The organism is Trinickia sp. NRRL B-1857, assembly GCF_050470685.1.
Classification (GTDB): Bacteria; Pseudomonadota; Gammaproteobacteria; order Burkholderiales; family Burkholderiaceae; genus Trinickia.
In genome coordinates, this window is sequence record NZ_JBFLUK010000013.1 from 1 (window position 1) to 15,652 (window position 15,652).

The 15,652-nt window shown below is 60.4% G+C and carries 15 protein-coding genes and 1 pseudogene; 5 read left to right on the forward strand and 11 right to left on the reverse strand.

The window, feature by feature from the left end:
• Both AB1286_RS32545 and AB1286_RS32550 read right to left on the reverse strand, forming a co-directional pair.
• Positions 1-140 (reverse strand): FAD-dependent oxidoreductase (locus AB1286_RS32545; protein WP_430367398.1); only part of this gene is annotated, 140 nt, incomplete at its 3' end.
• A gap of 65 nt (positions 141-205) precedes the next feature.
• Entirely contained in the window at positions 206-514 is a 309-nt protein-coding gene (locus AB1286_RS32550; protein ID WP_430366314.1) for an Lrp/AsnC family transcriptional regulator, read from the reverse strand.
• Between the two features lie 117 nt (positions 515-631).
• Here AB1286_RS32550 and AB1286_RS32555 point away from each other — a divergent pair.
• Positions 632-1,258, forward strand: a pseudogene (locus AB1286_RS32555) (histone deacetylase family protein); the annotation flags it as partial.
• Positions 1,259-1,381: 123 nt separating this feature from the next.
• Here AB1286_RS32555 and AB1286_RS32560 read toward each other — a convergent pair.
• Positions 1,382-1,771 carry a hypothetical protein gene (locus tag AB1286_RS32560; protein WP_430366313.1) on the reverse strand — a complete coding sequence of 130 codons (390 nt, stop codon included), beginning with the start codon at positions 1,769-1,771 and terminating at the stop codon, positions 1,382-1,384.
• Entirely contained in the window at positions 1,768-2,937 is a 1,170-nt protein-coding gene (locus AB1286_RS32565) for a histidine decarboxylase (protein WP_430366312.1), read from the reverse strand. Before AB1286_RS32565 ends, AB1286_RS32560 begins: the two co-directional genes overlap by 4 nt.
• Positions 2,938-3,187: 250 nt before the next feature.
• Between AB1286_RS32565 and AB1286_RS32570 the strand changes: the two genes are divergently transcribed.
• On the forward strand, positions 3,188-5,056 hold the full coding sequence (locus tag AB1286_RS32570; RefSeq protein ID WP_430366311.1) for a hypothetical protein: 1,869 nt from the start codon (positions 3,188-3,190) through the stop codon (positions 5,054-5,056).
• Between the two features lie 36 nt (positions 5,057-5,092).
• Here AB1286_RS32570 and AB1286_RS32575 read toward each other — a convergent pair whose 3' ends face one another.
• The gene (locus tag AB1286_RS32575; RefSeq protein ID WP_430366310.1) at positions 5,093-5,407 is read right to left on the reverse strand and encodes a 2Fe-2S iron-sulfur cluster-binding protein; all 315 of its coding nucleotides are present in this window, start codon (positions 5,405-5,407) and stop codon (positions 5,093-5,095) included.
• A 424-nt stretch (positions 5,408-5,831) separates the two neighbouring features.
• On the opposite strand from AB1286_RS32575, the gene AB1286_RS32580 reads away from it, so the two are divergent.
• A complete protein-coding gene (locus AB1286_RS32580; protein ID WP_430366309.1) occupies positions 5,832-6,122 on the forward strand; it encodes a DUF1488 domain-containing protein in 291 nt (96 codons plus the stop codon).
• 116 nt (positions 6,123-6,238) lie between these two features.
• On the opposite strand, the gene AB1286_RS32585 is transcribed toward AB1286_RS32580, so the two are convergent.
• From AB1286_RS32585 to AB1286_RS32605, 5 genes are all read right to left on the reverse strand, one after another.
• Positions 6,239-7,540 (reverse strand): NCS2 family permease, encoded by a 1,302-nt coding sequence (locus AB1286_RS32585; RefSeq protein ID WP_430367335.1) that lies wholly within the window; start codon positions 7,538-7,540, stop codon positions 6,239-6,241.
• Positions 7,541-7,721: 181 nt separating this feature from the next.
• Positions 7,722-8,477: a slipin family protein gene (locus AB1286_RS32590; protein ID WP_430366308.1), complete on the reverse strand. Its 756-nt coding sequence runs from the start codon at positions 8,475-8,477 to the stop codon at positions 7,722-7,724.
• Complete coding sequence (locus AB1286_RS32595; RefSeq protein ID WP_430367334.1) at positions 8,474-9,943, reverse strand: NfeD family protein; 1,470 nt, start codon at positions 9,941-9,943, stop codon at positions 8,474-8,476. The genes AB1286_RS32590 and AB1286_RS32595 overlap by 4 nt, the downstream gene beginning before the upstream one ends.
• 281 nt (positions 9,944-10,224) lie before the next feature.
• On the reverse strand, positions 10,225-10,614 hold the full coding sequence (locus AB1286_RS32600) for a nuclear transport factor 2 family protein (RefSeq protein WP_430366307.1): 390 nt from the start codon (positions 10,612-10,614) through the stop codon (positions 10,225-10,227).
• Positions 10,615-10,692: 78 nt separating this feature from the next.
• Positions 10,693-11,034 (reverse strand): zinc ribbon domain-containing protein YjdM, encoded by a 342-nt coding sequence (locus tag AB1286_RS32605; RefSeq protein ID WP_430366306.1) that lies wholly within the window; start codon positions 11,032-11,034, stop codon positions 10,693-10,695.
• Between the two features lie 283 nt (positions 11,035-11,317).
• Here AB1286_RS32605 and AB1286_RS32610 point away from each other — a divergent pair, with 283 nt between their 5' ends.
• Positions 11,318-12,580: a serine hydrolase domain-containing protein gene (locus tag AB1286_RS32610; protein WP_430366305.1), complete on the forward strand. Its 1,263-nt coding sequence runs from the start codon at positions 11,318-11,320 to the stop codon at positions 12,578-12,580.
• A 187-nt stretch (positions 12,581-12,767) separates the two neighbouring features.
• Positions 12,768-14,174 (forward strand): inorganic phosphate transporter, encoded by a 1,407-nt coding sequence (locus AB1286_RS32615; RefSeq protein WP_430366304.1) that lies wholly within the window; start codon positions 12,768-12,770, stop codon positions 14,172-14,174.
• 247 nt (positions 14,175-14,421) lie between these two features.
• Here AB1286_RS32615 and AB1286_RS32620 read toward each other — a convergent pair whose 3' ends face one another.
• Positions 14,422-15,348, reverse strand: coding sequence for a glutaminase (locus AB1286_RS32620; RefSeq protein ID WP_430366303.1), 927 nt, complete (start codon positions 15,346-15,348; stop codon positions 14,422-14,424).
• Between the last annotated feature and the right edge of the window lie 304 nt (positions 15,349-15,652).

Here is a 15,652-nt window from a genome sequence, read left to right on the forward strand (position 1 = left end):
AGCCCGGCGTTGCCGAAACTCGTCCCATCCCCGGGAGCGCCGCGGTCTAGAAGCGCGACTCGCCGCGAACGGTCTTGCAGGTGGATGGCGCAAGACACGCCGACGATGCCGGCACCAAGAACGATGACGTCGAAATCCATGGGATGAGGTCCGGTTCGGTTGATCGGGGGGTACGGCGCGATAGGCGGCTAGCGCTGCCGGCCGTTTAGTTTTCGTCGGGGATCGGCAGCTGCGATGCGGCTTTCACTTCGCGCAGGGTCAAGCTCGACTGAATCCAAGCGACGCCGGCTTGCCGTCGCAAGTCGAGCCCGATGGCGCGCCGGTCGATATTCGCGTGATAGCCGGTGATCACGCTTTCGTCTTCCAAGTGTTCGCGGCGTCGCCAACAGGGCGTGACGCTCAGCGAAAGCTTTTCGCGGAGCGCCGCGTTCGATAGCGATCCGTCGTCTTGAAGCATGCGCAGCATTGACCGATCGACGGTATCCATTTCGACTTTGGGACGCTTTGTGCTCATTTTCGTCGTTTTGTAGGCGAACTGCCCGGTAGTCTAGGCTGCACAGAAATCGAAAGCAAAATCTTGGCGGCCCGTGCTCCGTAGACTGTTGCCTATGTTCAACGGGACCGTCAACCCATGCTCACTATCTATAGCAGCGACCATCGTTTTCATTATGGCGTCGAGCTCGAGGACGGTGCGGTTTCGGAATCGTTCGAGAAGCCAGCCCGAGCCGAGACGGTGCTTGCACAAGTGATGGCCGCCAAATTAGGCGACGTCGTCGGTCCGCATTCCTATGACCAATCGATTTACGCCGGCGCACATAGCCAGCGCTATGTCGAATTCCTGGCGGGGGCGTGGAACGAATGGAGCGCGACCGGGCGCAGTTGCCAAGCATTGCCGCTGGTGTGGCCCGTGCGGGGCCTAGCGAGCACGGAATTGCCTCAATTCATCGACGGCAAGCTCGGCTTCTTTTCGATGGATGCGGGCTCGCCCATCAACGCCGGTACATGGGACGCCGCGTGCGCAAGTGCGAATTGTGCGCTGACGGGCGCCGACCGGCTGTCCGGCAGCATGCGGGCCGCATTCGCGCTATGCCGTCCCCCGGGACACCATGCCGGCCGCGAGTACATGGGCGGTTATTGCTATTTGAACAATGCGGCCATCGCCGCGCAGCGATGCATCGATCAAGGCGCTCGCCGTGTGGCTGTGCTCGACGTGGACTTTCACCATGGAAACGGTACGCAAGATATTTTTTACGATCGCAACGAGGCTGCTGGACGTCGTGGCAATGTGAATCGTGCACGCGCTCGGTATCGATCCGATGCGCGCGAAGCTAGCGACCGACGAACGCATCCGCTAGCTTGCGCCCGCATCGGGCGCAACGATTCAAACGAGTCGATCGGCGAGCAAGCGTTTAGCTTGCTCGTTGTCGCTCGTCGCGATGGTTACGATGCAGCTCTCGGCCTGACGGCTGACCGTGCGCATCATCCGGATGTCGAGACTTGCCTCGGCTAGCTCGCTCGCCACGCGCGCGAGCGCGCCCGGCACGTTTTCCACTTGTAGCGTCAGCACCTCGTCCGACATGACTTGGCAGCCGGCGCGTGTGAGTACCGCCATCGCGGTGGAGAGATTGTCGACGTCGATGTGCAAAATCGCGTTCGTGCCTACCGCGCGGCCGTCCATCGCTGCGACGTTGACGCCGTTCGTTGCGAGCAGGCCGGAAAGTTCGGCGATCAGACCGGTGCGGTCGGTGGTGATCACGGTGAGGGAGTTCATGCTTGCCCGGGCTCCTGGGTTGTCGAGATATTCGTGGCTTTGCCGCCGTTGCGACCGTCGCGCTCGGCAATCATATCGTCCACGAGCGCATCGACTTGTGCGCGCGTGACGTTGGGCATCACGATCAAATGAGATTGTTCGCCTTGCGTGGCGAGTTGCCAGCGCGCCTTGAGGGCGTCGCCGACCTTCGGAAATACGACCGTGAGCGCTTGCGGATTGCGCCAGGCCGGGATACCGGCGTCCTTCATACGTGTCTCGGCGTAGGCGGCGAGCTCGAGCGCCGCGGCGGCGCGCCGGCGCAATCCGTCGATGCCGAGCTCCTTGAGCCGATACCACAGCACGAGGGGCGTGAAGCCGTTGCGCGACCCGGTGATCGTAGTGTCGAGCGAGCCGATGTAACCGATCGAACGCGCAATGCGCTCGACGTGGCGTTTACGCGCGATCACGACGCCGCAAGGCATCGGCGAGCCGAAGAACTTATGGCCGCTGATCGAAATCGAGTCGGCGCCATCCGCGAAATCGAATGCCGGGCGCGGCTCCAGAAACGGCGCGAAGCCGCCGCAGAGCGCTGCGTCGGAGTGAATGTAGTAGTCGCGAATCGCAAAGCGCCCAAGCAAGCCCTTGATCACGTCGATATCGTCGCGGGCCTCGGTCATCGTCGTGCCGATATTGGCGAAGATGATTGCCGGTTTGTCGCGATTGATACGCAGCGTTTCGGCTAAATCCTCGTAATCCATTTCGCCGTTCGGTTGGCTGCGAATCGTAATCGAGCGCAGACCGAGGAAATGAATGTTCTTGGCGACCGAGTAATGCGTGTCCTCGGAGAAATAGACGATACCGCGTGGCAGCAACTCGCGGGCAAGGTATAAGCCGTAGAGGTTGCCTTCGGTGCCGCCGTTGGTGACGTAGCCCCAAACCTCGCCGGCCGGTGCGCGTAGAAGGTCGGCGACTAAGCCGACGACTTCGCGTTCGAGTTCGCGCGTGCCGACCTCGAAGGTGGAATCGACGAACGGATCGCCTAGATTGTTCAGCGGAAAGCGCAGAAAGCGCTCGAGCGGCCCCATATCGAAGTCTTTCGACACGGGATAGCCGAGGAAGCGTTCCGTAGCCTGCTCGAGCGATTGATAGAGCGCGTCGAGCCGACGGAGGTCATGTTCGGTAAGCATGATGCAGACACTTCTAGTGGTGGACGATACGCCGCATGGGGGCACCGATTCTATTGCCGATGCACCAGCATGGAGCGCGTGCATTCTAACGCCAATGAAGGCGCGGAAAGAATGTTTCTGTCGACGTAGCCGCCAATTGATGAGTGTATTTCTTTGTCGAAGCGATTAGGTTATCGTGAGTCGCTTTCGATAGACGTGTCCAGACGAAAACATCGCGAGCGAAATCGCCGCCAGGGCAAGGTGAACGCATATGTCGACAGCATTGCGCCGTTTGACGCGACGGATTAGGCGTGTGTTCGCCAGCGCGATCTTCCTGCTAACTTCATGCAGTCTCCCGCCGTCTCAGCAACCGGGGCATATCGTCGGCCATATCGATGGCATCAGCCGAGATGGGGATCACTACCTTCTCTCGGGTTGGGCTTGTCAGCGCGGGTTGATGCAGTCGATCAAAATTCAATTGTTTGCCAATGCCGGGGCGGACAGCGTCGCGGGCATGGCCCCCGTGCTGACGGAAACGGCGGATTTGTTCAGTGAGCCCGGCGTGGCGCAAGCGTGCCGTACTTCTGTGGCGGGAAAGCATCGGTTCGTTCTAGTGTTGCCCTATGGTTACGGGCCGAATAGCATTCTCGCCGTGCATGGATTGCGGATCGTGGACGGTGTTCCCAATGACGCAATAGCCGGTTCGGGAACAAAGCTCCCCGTTTTGGCGGCTCCCGCGGTTCCCTATGCGCCGCTGCCACGCCCTACAGGCGCTTACAGTAGCCTCGCCATGCATCCTGGCGTGTTCATGACGCCAAAGGAAGTCAAAGACATCGCGTCGCGGATCGATCGTCCGAATAGCTACTCGAGGCACCGCTTTGATTTGCTTGCGGCAAAGATTGCCCAAGATCTGAAATCCGGAATCGATTGGGACGTTACCTATTCGGGCGGCGATCCGAGCGTTTATCAGTATTCATTCTCGTATGAGCCGCAAGATGGACACGATGCACAGACTCGGGCCGCGCTGAACGTTCCATCTGGCATCAAGGCTCCGGCGGGAGCCGCGGTCGTCGCGTCTCGTCTTGCGCTCTACGCCGCGCTCGTCAACGCCGGCGCCGTCCCGCCCCCAGGCGCGCCGGGTGCCGCGGAGCCCGCAGCGCTGGCCAAACGCATTCTCCTCGCGTGGGCGGACCGGGGATTTCGCGACCCAAGCGGGCGTTTCCAGAGCCTCGGGTCATTCGTCCGCGACGGTCGCGCGCGCCCCCAATCGGGACTCGGGCTGACGCTGGGACGAGGGGTGATCTATTCGGTGCAAGCCCAAGATCTGCTCGAATCGCTCGGTATGTTCGATAGCGATGAGATACGGCGGCTAAACGCGGCCAACGAAGCCCTCTTCGAATTGATTCGCCAATCGGAAAACGTGCTATTCGCGGGAGTGGGCTATCCATACTCGGCGTGTTCGCGCTACACCAATCTTGCGGCAAACGCGAATGTTGGAATGTTAGCCACGGCACGTCTGCTGAACGATTCGCGCAAGGTCGAGGCCGTGGTTTTCGGCGGCGATCCTTCGTTGCCGGTGCTGGCGCCATGGACGCAACTGTTCGATCGATTGGTGTACGGCCAATCGGACGGCCCCGATCCGGCCTGTGTCGAAAACCGAGAGGCCGATAGCGAGTCCAGCTTGCTTCATCACGATGCGTATCAAACACCGCGCGCCGCGCCAGGTGAGATCGCCGACCGGTTTCGGAACGCGACGCCGCTTCAAGGTATTGGGTATCCGATGTTTACGCTCGAACGGCTGCTAGATGGCGCGGAGCTACTGCGGTTCGCCGGCTTCGACGTGTACGATTACCGTGGCCGTCGAGGGCAATCGATCGAATTGGCGGTGCAATATTACGCTTGCTTTGCCAAGCGGGCGGGTTTCTACGGAGTGGTGTCGGCGGCGAACGCTAGCGATTGCCCGAATGCCGGCCAATATTATGGAAAGCTCGTCAACGGGGTCGACACGAACATACTGATTGCGGCATATCGATTTCCTAACGATCCGATCATTCGAGACGTTTTAGCCGCCGCCCAATCGCACGCATCCGCAGGTGCGTTTTCCGATGACGCGATCCTCTTTGGAAAGTGGCCCGATTAAGTTTGCGCGGCTGTTCGAGCTTTTCCTCGATGCCGCTTACTTCTGTTGCGGACGATCGATTTCGGCCTCTGGTACCAGTAGCACGAGATCCGTCTCGGCGAGCGCGACACACGGTAAAACCCAACCCTCGTTTTTTTCTTCTTTCGTCAATCCGGGCCATTCGATGCGATACGACACTGTGCCGCTGATTAAGCGGCACATACAGGTGCGGCAGGAGCCGTTCCGGCACGAGCGCGGAAGTCTGACCTGGGCGGCCGTGGCTGCTTCGAGGAGCGAGACGGACGGGGACGACTCGAACGAGTACCCGTGAGGTTCGATGCGAACGATGCGGGGCGCTGGCGATGAAGTCATGATAGGCAAAGGATGGAGCAGGGAGGCTCAATTCGGCGGTGACGGCGCAGCGTTCGCGGAGCGTAGCGGAAGCACTGAACATGCCGACAGTGTATCGGTCCGCGCCGCGACGTGCGTTCCCGTCCGATGCGCCTATTCGTGTCGGGCGTCATGCTCGAGGACACGATAACCGGCGAGCACTCGGGAAAGGATTCGGACTCCTTACTATTTCCACCCGCAATTGAAACCTATTTCCTCGTATCTACAGACGATAAAACCCGGAATCTCAAGGAAAACTTGCTCGCCGCCGCAAACGTTCTAAAGTAAATGCAATCGGCGAGGGCCGTTGTGCTCTCGCCGTTGAGCCCGCGCTTCCAGCAAGAAGGAAGCACTCCCCACTCGGCGCGGTTATCGGCGTGTCTTCGTCACGGCAAAGGCGAACCCCATGCAGATCAGTTTTCCCAATGAAGCGCCCGAGTACTCGGGGCGCGAGTTGAAAGTAGCGTTTCCGGCGCTTGTCAACGGCCAGCGCGTTTGGTGCAGCATTACGGCCGAAGCGCTCGAAGACCATTTCGGCGCCGCTTCGCCGCGACTAGAGGACATGGTCGGTGCTTTCGACGCGCATCGCACCCGCATCGAGGCGGCGACGCGCAGGCTACTGGCCGAGACGAGCGGCCAATGCGTGACCCTGCGCAGCGGCTACGTGAGGTTCTACGAGGCGAATGCAGGCGCCTAAGCACGCTTGGAAACGCTGTTTCGTCGGCTCGCGCTATCGCTATCGCGGAAACAACGAAGCCGCCCCAAAATGGCGGCGGCTTCGCTATGTCTGCCTTGCGCCGACGGCGCGCTGTATTAGCCCCCGCCCAGATAAAAGAAGCGGAACAGGAAAATCGCGGCGATGATCCAGACGATCGCCTTGACCTGGCGCGCCCGCCCCGTAAAGAGCTTGAGACCGGCATAGGTAATGAAGCCGAATGCCACGCCGTTGGCGATCGAGTACGTGAACGGCATCATCAGCGCAGTCAGCACGGCCGGCACCACTTCGGTGGCGTCGTCCCAGGGCAGATCGGCCAATTCCCTCAGCATCAGGCATGAAACGTAGAGCAGTGCAGGCGCCGTGGCATAGCCGGGTACGACGCCGGCGAGCGGCGCGACGAACAGGCAAGCCAGGAACAGGACGGCGACGGTAATTGCCGTCATGCCCGTGCGGCCGCCGGCTTGAACGCCCGAAGCGCTTTCGATATACGCCGTCGTGGACGACGTGCCGAGCAGCGAACCCGCGACGATTGCCGTGCTATCGGCGAGCAGCGCCTTGTTCAACCGATCCATCTTCCCTTCGACGAGCAGCCCCGCGCGGTTGGCCACCCCCATCAACGTGCCCGTTGCATCGAACAACTCGACGAGGAAAAACACCAGAATCACGTTCAAGATTCCGGTGGAAAGCGCGCCGCGGATATCGAGGTGAAACAGCGTGGGGACAATGGACGGCGGCGCCGAGACGACGCCGTGAAATTCGTTGCCGCCGAAGAAGAACGACAAGACCGTCACCGTGAGGATGCCGATCAGAATCGCGCCGCGTACCCGCAAACAGTCGAGGGTGACGATGGTGAAGAACCCGATCGTCGCGAGGATCACCTCGGGTTTATGCAAGTCGCCCAGCGTAACGAGGGTAGCGGGGTTGCCGGTGATGACACCGGCCGTCTTCAACGAGATGATGGCGAGAAATAAGCCGATCCCGCCCGTGATGGCGGCGCGGATTGATCGCGGTATACCGTTCACGATCATCTCGCGTACGCCGATCAGCGTGACGATTAGGAACAAGCAGCCTGAAATAAAGACGGCGCCGAGCGCCGCTTCCCACGAAAAGCCCATGCCCTTGACCACGGCGTAGGCGAAGTACGCGTTTAGCCCCATGCCGGGTGCGCAGGCGATGGGGTAGTTCGCATACAGGCCCATGATTAGCGTGGCGATGGCCGCCACGAGGCATGTTGCGACGAAGACGGCGGCTTTCGGCATCCCCGCGTCGCCCAGAATCGCGGGGTTGACGAAGATGATGTAAGCCATCGTAAGGAACGTCGTTATGCCGGCCAGTATTTCCGTACGGAAATTGGTGCCGGCCTCCTCGAAGCCGAAATAACGCTTTGCCGATTCCAAGAACGGAAGGGCTTTGACTTGTTCCATTGAGTTGCGTCTCCTATCGATTGCGCCGGCGGCCGCTCTCCTATACAGGAAAGCGGCCAATCCGCAGACCAGCCGCACAGTTTAATAGCGAGGATGCGTCGACGCCAGCGCGTCGCGTCCTGTCTACCGCGGATGCGCGTGGCCTTAAGGCGGATCACCGTCGATCGAGAAGCGTATTGAGCAAGTCGATGGGCAGAGGGAAGACGATCGTGGAATTTTTGTCGGCGGCTATCGTCGTCAGTGTCTGTAAATAGCGCAATTGCATCGCCTGCGGCTCATGGGCCAGGGTTTGCGCTGCCTGTAATAGTTTCTGCGAGGCTTGAAGTTCGCCGTCGGCATGAATGATTTTGGCGCGACGCTCGCGTTCGGCTTCGGCTTGCCGGGCGATGGCGCGAATCATCGACTCGTTGATGTCGACATGCTTGATCTCGACGTTCGATACCTTGATGCCCCATGCATCCGTCTGCGTGTCGAGCGTTTTTTGAATATCGGCGTTCAGTTGCTCGCGCTCGGCCAGCAATGCGTCCAGCTCGTGTTTGCCCAGTACCGCGCGCAACGTGGTTTGAGAAAGCTGGCTCGTCGCTTCCATAAAGCGGGCGACCTGAATGACGGCCTTTTCCGGATCGACGACGCGAAAGTAGACGACGGCATTGACTTTAACGGAGACGTTGTCGCGGGTGATGACGTCTTGCGGGGGCACGTCGAAGACGATCGTCCGTAGATCGATGCGTACCGCTTGTTGCACGATCGGCATGATCAAAACGAGGCCTGGACCTTTGACCTTCCAAAAGCGGCCGAGTAAGAACACCACGCCGCGTTCGTATTCGCGAAAGATGCGGATCGAGGAGGCAACGATGACGATCACGATCAGAAATAGGATCGTGCCGAAGCTGAATGTGAAACCGATCATGGCGACACTCCGCGTTGTTGTGGTTCTTCGGTCGATACGACGTCGAGCACGAGTCCGTGCCGGCCCGTGACGCGTATGTGGGCGCCGGCCGCGAGCGGTGCGGCTGCCCTGACGCGCCAGCGCTCGCCGTGGACGCGCGCCCAGCCGACGCTCGCCCCCGTCGATTCCTCGTCGGCCGGGGCCAGGGCGGCATCGATGACTTCGCCGACGCTGCCGACGAGTGCCTCGCCGCCCGTGACGACCGGCCGTCGCCGTGCGCGATAGGCAAAGCTCGAGACGAAGAAGACGAAAACGGCGCCTGCGGCCGAGATGGCGGCGACCGTCGGCAGGGGAACGCCGTAGCCGGGCTGATCCGTATCGATCAGCATCAACGCGCCGGCAGCGAAGGCGACGATACCTCCGAAACCGAGCGTGCCGAACGTGGGTAGAAAAGCTTCCGCGATCAGGAAAGCGATGCCGAGAAATATGAGCGCCAGTCCGGTATAGCTGATCGGCAGCAATTGCAGTGCAAAAAGACCGACCAAGAGACAAATTGCGCCCGCTACGCCGGGTAGCACGAAGCCCGGATTGGCGAATTCGAAAAAGAGCCCGTACATGCCGATCGTAAGCAGGATCAGCGCGACGTTCGGGTCCGTTACGACTGCTAGGAAATGGCTGCGCCAATCGGGTTCGAACGTAACGACTTGTGCGTGAGACGTCGCGAGCTTATGCGGCCCGGTTGCCGTTTCGACGATTCGGCCGTCGAGTTTCGTGAGCAGATCGGGCAGATCGCGCGCCGTTAGATCGACGACATGTTGTGCGAGTGCCTCGCTCGCGGATAGGCTGACGGCCTCGCGTACGGCCTGCTCGGCCCATGCGGCATTACGCCCGCGCAATTGCGCCAGTCCGCGAATGTAGGCGGCCGCATCGTCGATCTGTTTGCGTGTCTCGGTGGATTGCGTCTCGGTTGCCGGAGCGGATGCGGCGCCTTTCCCCGCCTCGCTCGGACGTTTAGGTTCCGGGGCGGCGAGACCTGGCGCGCCGAGTTGAATGGGTGTAGCTGCGCCGAGGTTCGTGCCCGGCGCCATCGCCGCGATATGACTGGCGTAGACGATGTACGTGCCGGCGCTTGCCGCGCGCGCACCCCCTGGTGCGATGAACGCGGCGACAGGGATGGGCGAGGCCAGAATGGCTTTGATGATTTGCCGCATCGAAACGTCGAGCCCGCCGGGCGTATCCAACTCGATGACGGCCAATTGCGCTCCGGTATTCGCCGCGCGGGTGAGCGAGCGCGTGATGAAATCGGCACTGGCGGGGCTAATTGCGCCCACGACGGGGATGACGACAACGTCTTGTCGGGTCGGCGCGGCGGCGTGCGCGATCGCCGCGCAGGCGAGGAGAACGAGAAAAGCGGCGGCGCAATGAGAAAGCCACATGCGCAGCCGGGTGGGCGGGCGCACGAGGGGAGTCGATGCGAGTCGCGGCAACGGATGGATTTTCATCGTTTTCAGCCGACGCATGCGAATGCGTCGCCGCCGGCGGAGAAGCCGCCCTTGATATTGAAAGCTTAGGACGATTCGCTGACGTTCGCTAAATGGCGATGACTGGTAGGCGCGATTGTAGAGGGACGCTTACAGTCTGTTGTCGGTTTTTCTATTGTTTTAATTTCTTACTTATGTCGCCGTCGATGGACGAGATTCTTGCGAACGAGACGTTGAAGTTGCGAGAGCGTGCCCCGGGGAACGGGCGTACGGGCAGGCGGTGGGTCTTATTCCCCATGCAGTCGGGGCGTTCCCATTTTGAACCAAGCCTTTGCGATCTTTCCGCCGGAAACTTCGTAAATCGCTAGAACGTCGATCTCCCCCGGCCCTTTAGGGAAGGTGCGCGTTACGCATTCCTGATCGACGACAAGATTTCCTACTACGGCGCGATGGATGAGTCGACCGAACAGGTTCGATTCCTCGAAGCGTTTGACGTGACGCTCGCGAATTTCCGCCGCGCCGCGTGCGAGCAGGCGGGAGGGGAATTCGTAGTACTCGCAATCGTCCGACCACCACTGCATAAAGCCGTCGATGTCGCGCGCGTTATAAGCGTTCAGTTGCTGCTCGACAGGGAAAGCTGCCGAGACTTGTTCTTGTGCGTGGGTGGTGGCGTTCACGTGTGGCGGTCGTTGTCGTAGTGGGCTTGAGCGTGTCGCGTCAGCCGGCCTTCGGCGTTCGCGCACGTTCTCCTTCAATCACGCTTTTTTAACGAATTCCGATTTCAGGCTCATCGCGCCGAAGCCGTCGATCTTGCAATCGATGTCGTGGTCGCTATCCACGAGTCGAATGTTCTTCACCTTGGTACCCATTTTGACCACACCGCCCGAACCCTTTAGCTTCAGATCTTTGATGACGGTGACGGTGTCTCCGTCTTGTAGGATGTTTCCGGCGGAGTCCCGGTAGACTTTGGCGGCCGCATCGGTCGGTGCATCCGCTTGAGCAGACCATTCATGCGCGCACTCCGGGCAGATATAGGTGCTCCCATCTTCATAGGTGAACTCGGAATTGCATTGGGGGCAGGGAGGCAACGCGCTCATGTCTAATCCTTGGTGCCTTGCGAGAGGCGATTAAAACGAGGAAGTATACGCTGCCGTTCGCGCTGCTCGGCGGTTGGGTGTCGATCGCCCGGCCGATGTTGCCGACCGCTCCCAAAACTCGACAATGGCATTACCGAGGATCATGCGTACGGATGTGCCACGGCTGCATCGCGATATTGCGTCATGAATCGACACACACTAGACGCGTCAACGAGATCGATCCCGGAGCGTTGAGCCATAACCTGCCGTTAGCCTCAGTTCTCGATCGAAGAGGAGTTTCGACGTGTCGCGTTACGCAAAAATAATGATTGCCGGTGGTGTTTTGGCTTTAGTAAGTACCGTTGCACGGCCCAGCCCCGTCTTTTCGGATACGGGATATTCGGCCGATGCGTACGGCGCCGCGGATGGCTATCCTTTACCGTTATCCGGCCACGCAAGAACGAAAAAGCAATTCGTCGGCTATTACAGCCATTACGATGACGTCCGCCCTGCCGATGCGATCGCCAAGGCCGGCGCGCCCTCGATGCTCAAGACATCGGAGCAGGAACTTACGCTGAACTACCCGTACGGTGGGCAATATCGCAATCTCGACGACTATCTCGATCGCAATCCGGTGACCGGACTTTTGATCGCCCGCGGCGATTCGATTCTGTACGAACACTATCGCTACGGTCGAAAGGATTCGGACAAATTTTTGTCGCAATCGATGGCTAAGACAATCGTCGGGATGCTCATCGGAATTGCCGTATCCGAGGGCGCGATACGCTCGATCGACGATCTTGCGGACGTTTATGTGCCGGAACTCGCAGATAACCCATACGGGCAAACCTCGATTCGGGATCTGCTACATATGTCTTCAGGCGTTCATTTTTTTGAAGACAGCAACGCCGGCGACGATAGAGATAAGCTGGGCCTCGATCTTTTCGATCCGCACGGCTTGGGTGCGATACACGCCGTCAAGCGTTTCCATACGCGCGAACGCAAGCCCGGGACGCATTTCAGCTATGCGAGCATCGAAACGGAAGTGCTCGGGCTCGTTTTGAGCCGGGCGACGCATATGAGCGTCGCGCAGTACGCGAGCGAACGCATTTGGAAAAAGATGGGCATGGAGTCCGATGCATCGTGGGGACGCGATGCAACCGGGCAAAACATCACCTTTTGCTGTATGAACGCTACGTTGCGCGACTGGGCGAGGGTAGGGCTGATGCTCGCCTATGACGGCCGGTGGAATGGTCAGCAGATCGTGCCCCGCGATTGGGTGTTGGCAGCCACGAGCGTGGCGCCTCAAGACGGTTTCTTGACTCCGGGCAAAGCTAATCCGGTTTTCGGTTATGGATATCAAGTCTGGTTGCTGCCGGGGGAGCGGCGCATGTTTGCATTGCAGGGAATGGACGGCCAAAGAATCATCGTCGACCCGGCCTCGAAACTTGTCCTGGTTCAGACTGCCGTCTGGACCAACGACCATGATCCAGGCATGCGGGAAATCTTTGCTCTATGGAATGCGCTTGTCGCGCAGTATGGAATCGCCAGTGTCGCAAATAGATGACGCCGGTCATTGCGGTATGCGAGAGATCGTTGTCGCCCTGTAGCCAAGGGAACAAAAGGCTCTCGCATGAGATAGCCGACAATCGGGGCCGGGCAGTCACGCAAGATTCACGAGAGCAGGTACGCGTTTAGCGATTAGGGTCGGCGTCGCCATTTTTTACGCCGGATACTCCCCGCGGATCGCCAAGATGCTTGCTCACTTCGCCCCGTCTTCCGCTGTCATTGTTGCAATGCTCGTCGTGTGCCTCGTCATGGTCTTGGCATTCGAGGCAAGCAACGGGTTTCACGACTCGTCGAATGCCGTTGCGACGGTCATCTACACGCGCTCGCTCGAACCGGTGCAAGCCGTGGTTTGGTCCGGCATCATGAATCTTGTCGGGGTGCTCGTCGGCGGCATCTCGGTTGCCTATGCGCTGGTCGAGATACTTCCCCCCGACGTCCTGACACCGCCCGACGGTGCGCCCGCGGTGCCGATGCTCGTTTCGATTTTTGCCTCGGCGCTCTTTTGGAATGTGCTGACATGGGCATTCGCAGTGCCCAATAGCAGCTCGCATTGCATCATCGGCGCGTTGATCGGTGTGGCCTGTGCGGACACGCTCGTCAATTCGCGCAACGTGGGACGGAGCGTCGACTGGCAACAGATCGCCACCGTGCTGAAGGGACTCGCCGTCTCGCCGCTGCTGGGATTTCTCATCGCCGGCGGCCTTTACCTCGCGTTGAGGCTAGTCGTTCGGAAAGGGCATTGGCTGGTGCCGCCCGGTCCGGGCGAGCGTCCGGTTTGGTGGCTGCGCGCGTTGCTCGTGACGACCTGCACAACGGTGAGCTTTGCCCACGGCACCAACGACGGACAAAAGAGCATCGGCCTCATCATGCTGACGATCATCGGCTTGCTGCCCGCAACCTATGCGCTGAATCCGAGCGCAGTCGAGCAACTGTCCGCGCTGCCGTCGCATGCCGCGCAAGGGCAGCCGCTGATTGCAACCTACGGCAACGACCGGAAGACCCGCGCCGTAGCTGCCGCACAAGCGCTCGTACATGCACAGCCGCAATTGGCTTGGGAGGTGGCCGAACTGCGCGCGCGGCGACCTGCAAGGGACGGCGAGCGTGTGACGCGTTCGCGATTGCGGGGATATGTGTACGACGTCGTGGCTCAACTGAAATATATGAGCGAGCGCCGCGACGTGCCGGATGGGCCGCGGCATGAGGCGTCGCAGTTGGCTTCATCGGTCAGCCTGCCTGTGGAGTATGCGCCGTGGTGGGTGCGCGTACTGAGCGCGATTTGCTTGGGCGCGGGAACGATGGTCGGCTATCGCCGGGTTGTGCGCACGCTTGGCGAGCGCCTTGGGCGGCAGCAGATGACTCCGGGGCAGGGTGCATGCGCGGAGCTCGTGGGTTCGCTGCTGATCGGCACTGCGGGTTTTACGGGGTTGCCCGTGAGCACCACCCATATCATCACGTCGGGTATTGCTGGGACGATGGCGGCGAGCGGCCAGGGCGTGCGCGGCGCCATGATTGCGCGCATCGTACTCACGTGGGTCGTTACGCTTCCAGTCACGGCGGCTCTCTCGGGTGGGCTTTTCTATCTGCTGGGTTAGGTCCGCGCGCTTGCAACCCGGGATTTCGATTTGGACGAGGGATAAGCGACTGGGGAAGTCCGCCGAGGACTTGGGGGTGGCCGCGGGATTGTTGAATTAGCGGGCACTCCCGGGCGCTACAAGCGCGCCACCCCTGGTTGCGCATGCGCCGCCTCCTTTCGGCGACAGGCCGACGGGAAAGATGGCATCGGCGGATTGCGACCTCGCTTTCTATACGCGGCTAACGATTCGCTATGACTGGCCGCGATCAAAAGATCGATCGCTTGGTTAATGTGGTCAACCATTCGAGGGATAGCGTGCCCGCGAGCGAATTGCCGTTCGCATCGAGTCCAGGCGACCACACGCAAACCGCCATCTCTCCGGGCAGCACCGCCACGACGCCGCCTCCAACACCACTCTTGGCGGGAAGTCCGACGCGGTAGACGAAATCGCCGGCCGCGTCATAGGTCCCGCAGGTCAACATGAGTGCCGACAAGCGCTTAGCCGAACTCGGATCGAGGATTCGCTCTTGCGTGGCGGCCGATACGCCGCCGTTCGCGAGGAATAGGGCGGCGCGCGCGAGCTCGACGCAATTCATCTCGATCGCGCATTGACGGCAGTAGGCGTCGACGACCGTCTCGGGCGGCATTTCCAGATTGCCGAAGCTTGCTATGAAATGCGCCATCGCGCGATTGCGCTCGGCGTGCTGGAGCTCCGATTGCGCGACGCGCGAGTTGTAGTCGATGTCCGTTGCGCCGGACAGCCGCCGAACAAATTGCACGAGCGCCGTCTCGGCGCCGACGAAGCGGCGGCACAGCACATCGGTTACGACGAGTGCTCCTGCATTGATGAATGGGTTGCGCGGAATTCCTCTTTCCGTTTCGAGCTGGACGAGCGAGTTGAACGCCGTACCCGACGGCTCCCGCCCGACGCGCTGCCATAGCGCGTCGCCGAGCAACTGAAACGCGAGCGTGCAGGCAAAGAGCTTGGAGATGCTTTGAATGGAGAAGCGCTCTTGTGCATCGCCGACCGTGAAGACTTCGCCGTCGAGGGTGACGACGGCCATGCCGAACCGTTCGGCGGGTACCTTGGCGAGCTCGGGTATGTAGTTGGCGACGCGACCTTGAGTTCGCCACGGTTCGATGTCGCGATAGATCTGCTCGAGGATGAGTGGGTAGTTCGGCTGATGATTCATTGGCTGTTTTATAGACCGATACGCTTGCGAGAGGCCTGGCCACGCTTGCTATATATGTCTGCATATATAGACGGTGTCCGCGGGGCCCCCGTATGGAACCCGCAAGCGAGCATGGCCGTCAAGCGTCCGATATATATGGGCGCCGCCGTTGCCGAGACCTATGTAGATAGCGACTGCAAAAAACCGCTTGCGCGGTTCGGATAAGCCGCCTAGAATTGCGCCCTTTCGTGCAGTCAGTGTGACTGAACGAAGAGAAGCGAGGCCTTGTGGGGTGCGGTTTTCCGCGAGGTCGTCGTCAACGGTT

What these genes read in the sequence shown, in the direction of transcription:
- AB1286_RS32590 (WP_430366308.1), bottom strand. Translation starts at nt 8,477, where the DNA reads ATGATCGGTTTCACATTCAGCTTCGGCACGATCCTATTTCTGATCGTG.
- AB1286_RS32570 (WP_430366311.1), top strand. Translation starts at nt 3,188, where the DNA reads ATGTCGACAGCATTGCGCCGTTTGACGCGACGGATTAGGCGTGTGTTC.
- AB1286_RS32575 (WP_430366310.1), bottom strand. Translation starts at nt 5,407, where the DNA reads ATGACTTCATCGCCAGCGCCCCGCATCGTTCGCATCGAACCTCACGGG.
- AB1286_RS32550 (WP_430366314.1), bottom strand. Translation starts at nt 514, where the DNA reads ATGAGCACAAAGCGTCCCAAAGTCGAAATGGATACCGTCGATCGGTCA.
- AB1286_RS32565 (WP_430366312.1), bottom strand. Translation starts at nt 2,937, where the DNA reads ATGCTTACCGAACATGACCTCCGTCGGCTCGACGCGCTCTATCAATCG.
- AB1286_RS32560 (WP_430366313.1), bottom strand. Translation starts at nt 1,771, where the DNA reads ATGAACTCCCTCACCGTGATCACCACCGACCGCACCGGTCTGATCGCC.
- AB1286_RS32605 (WP_430366306.1), bottom strand. Translation starts at nt 11,034, where the DNA reads ATGAGCGCGTTGCCTCCCTGCCCCCAATGCAATTCCGAGTTCACCTAT.
- AB1286_RS32615 (WP_430366304.1), top strand. Translation starts at nt 12,768, where the DNA reads ATGCTTGCTCACTTCGCCCCGTCTTCCGCTGTCATTGTTGCAATGCTC.
- AB1286_RS32580 (WP_430366309.1), top strand. Translation starts at nt 5,832, where the DNA reads ATGCAGATCAGTTTTCCCAATGAAGCGCCCGAGTACTCGGGGCGCGAG.
- AB1286_RS32620 (WP_430366303.1), bottom strand. Translation starts at nt 15,348, where the DNA reads ATGAATCATCAGCCGAACTACCCACTCATCCTCGAGCAGATCTATCGC.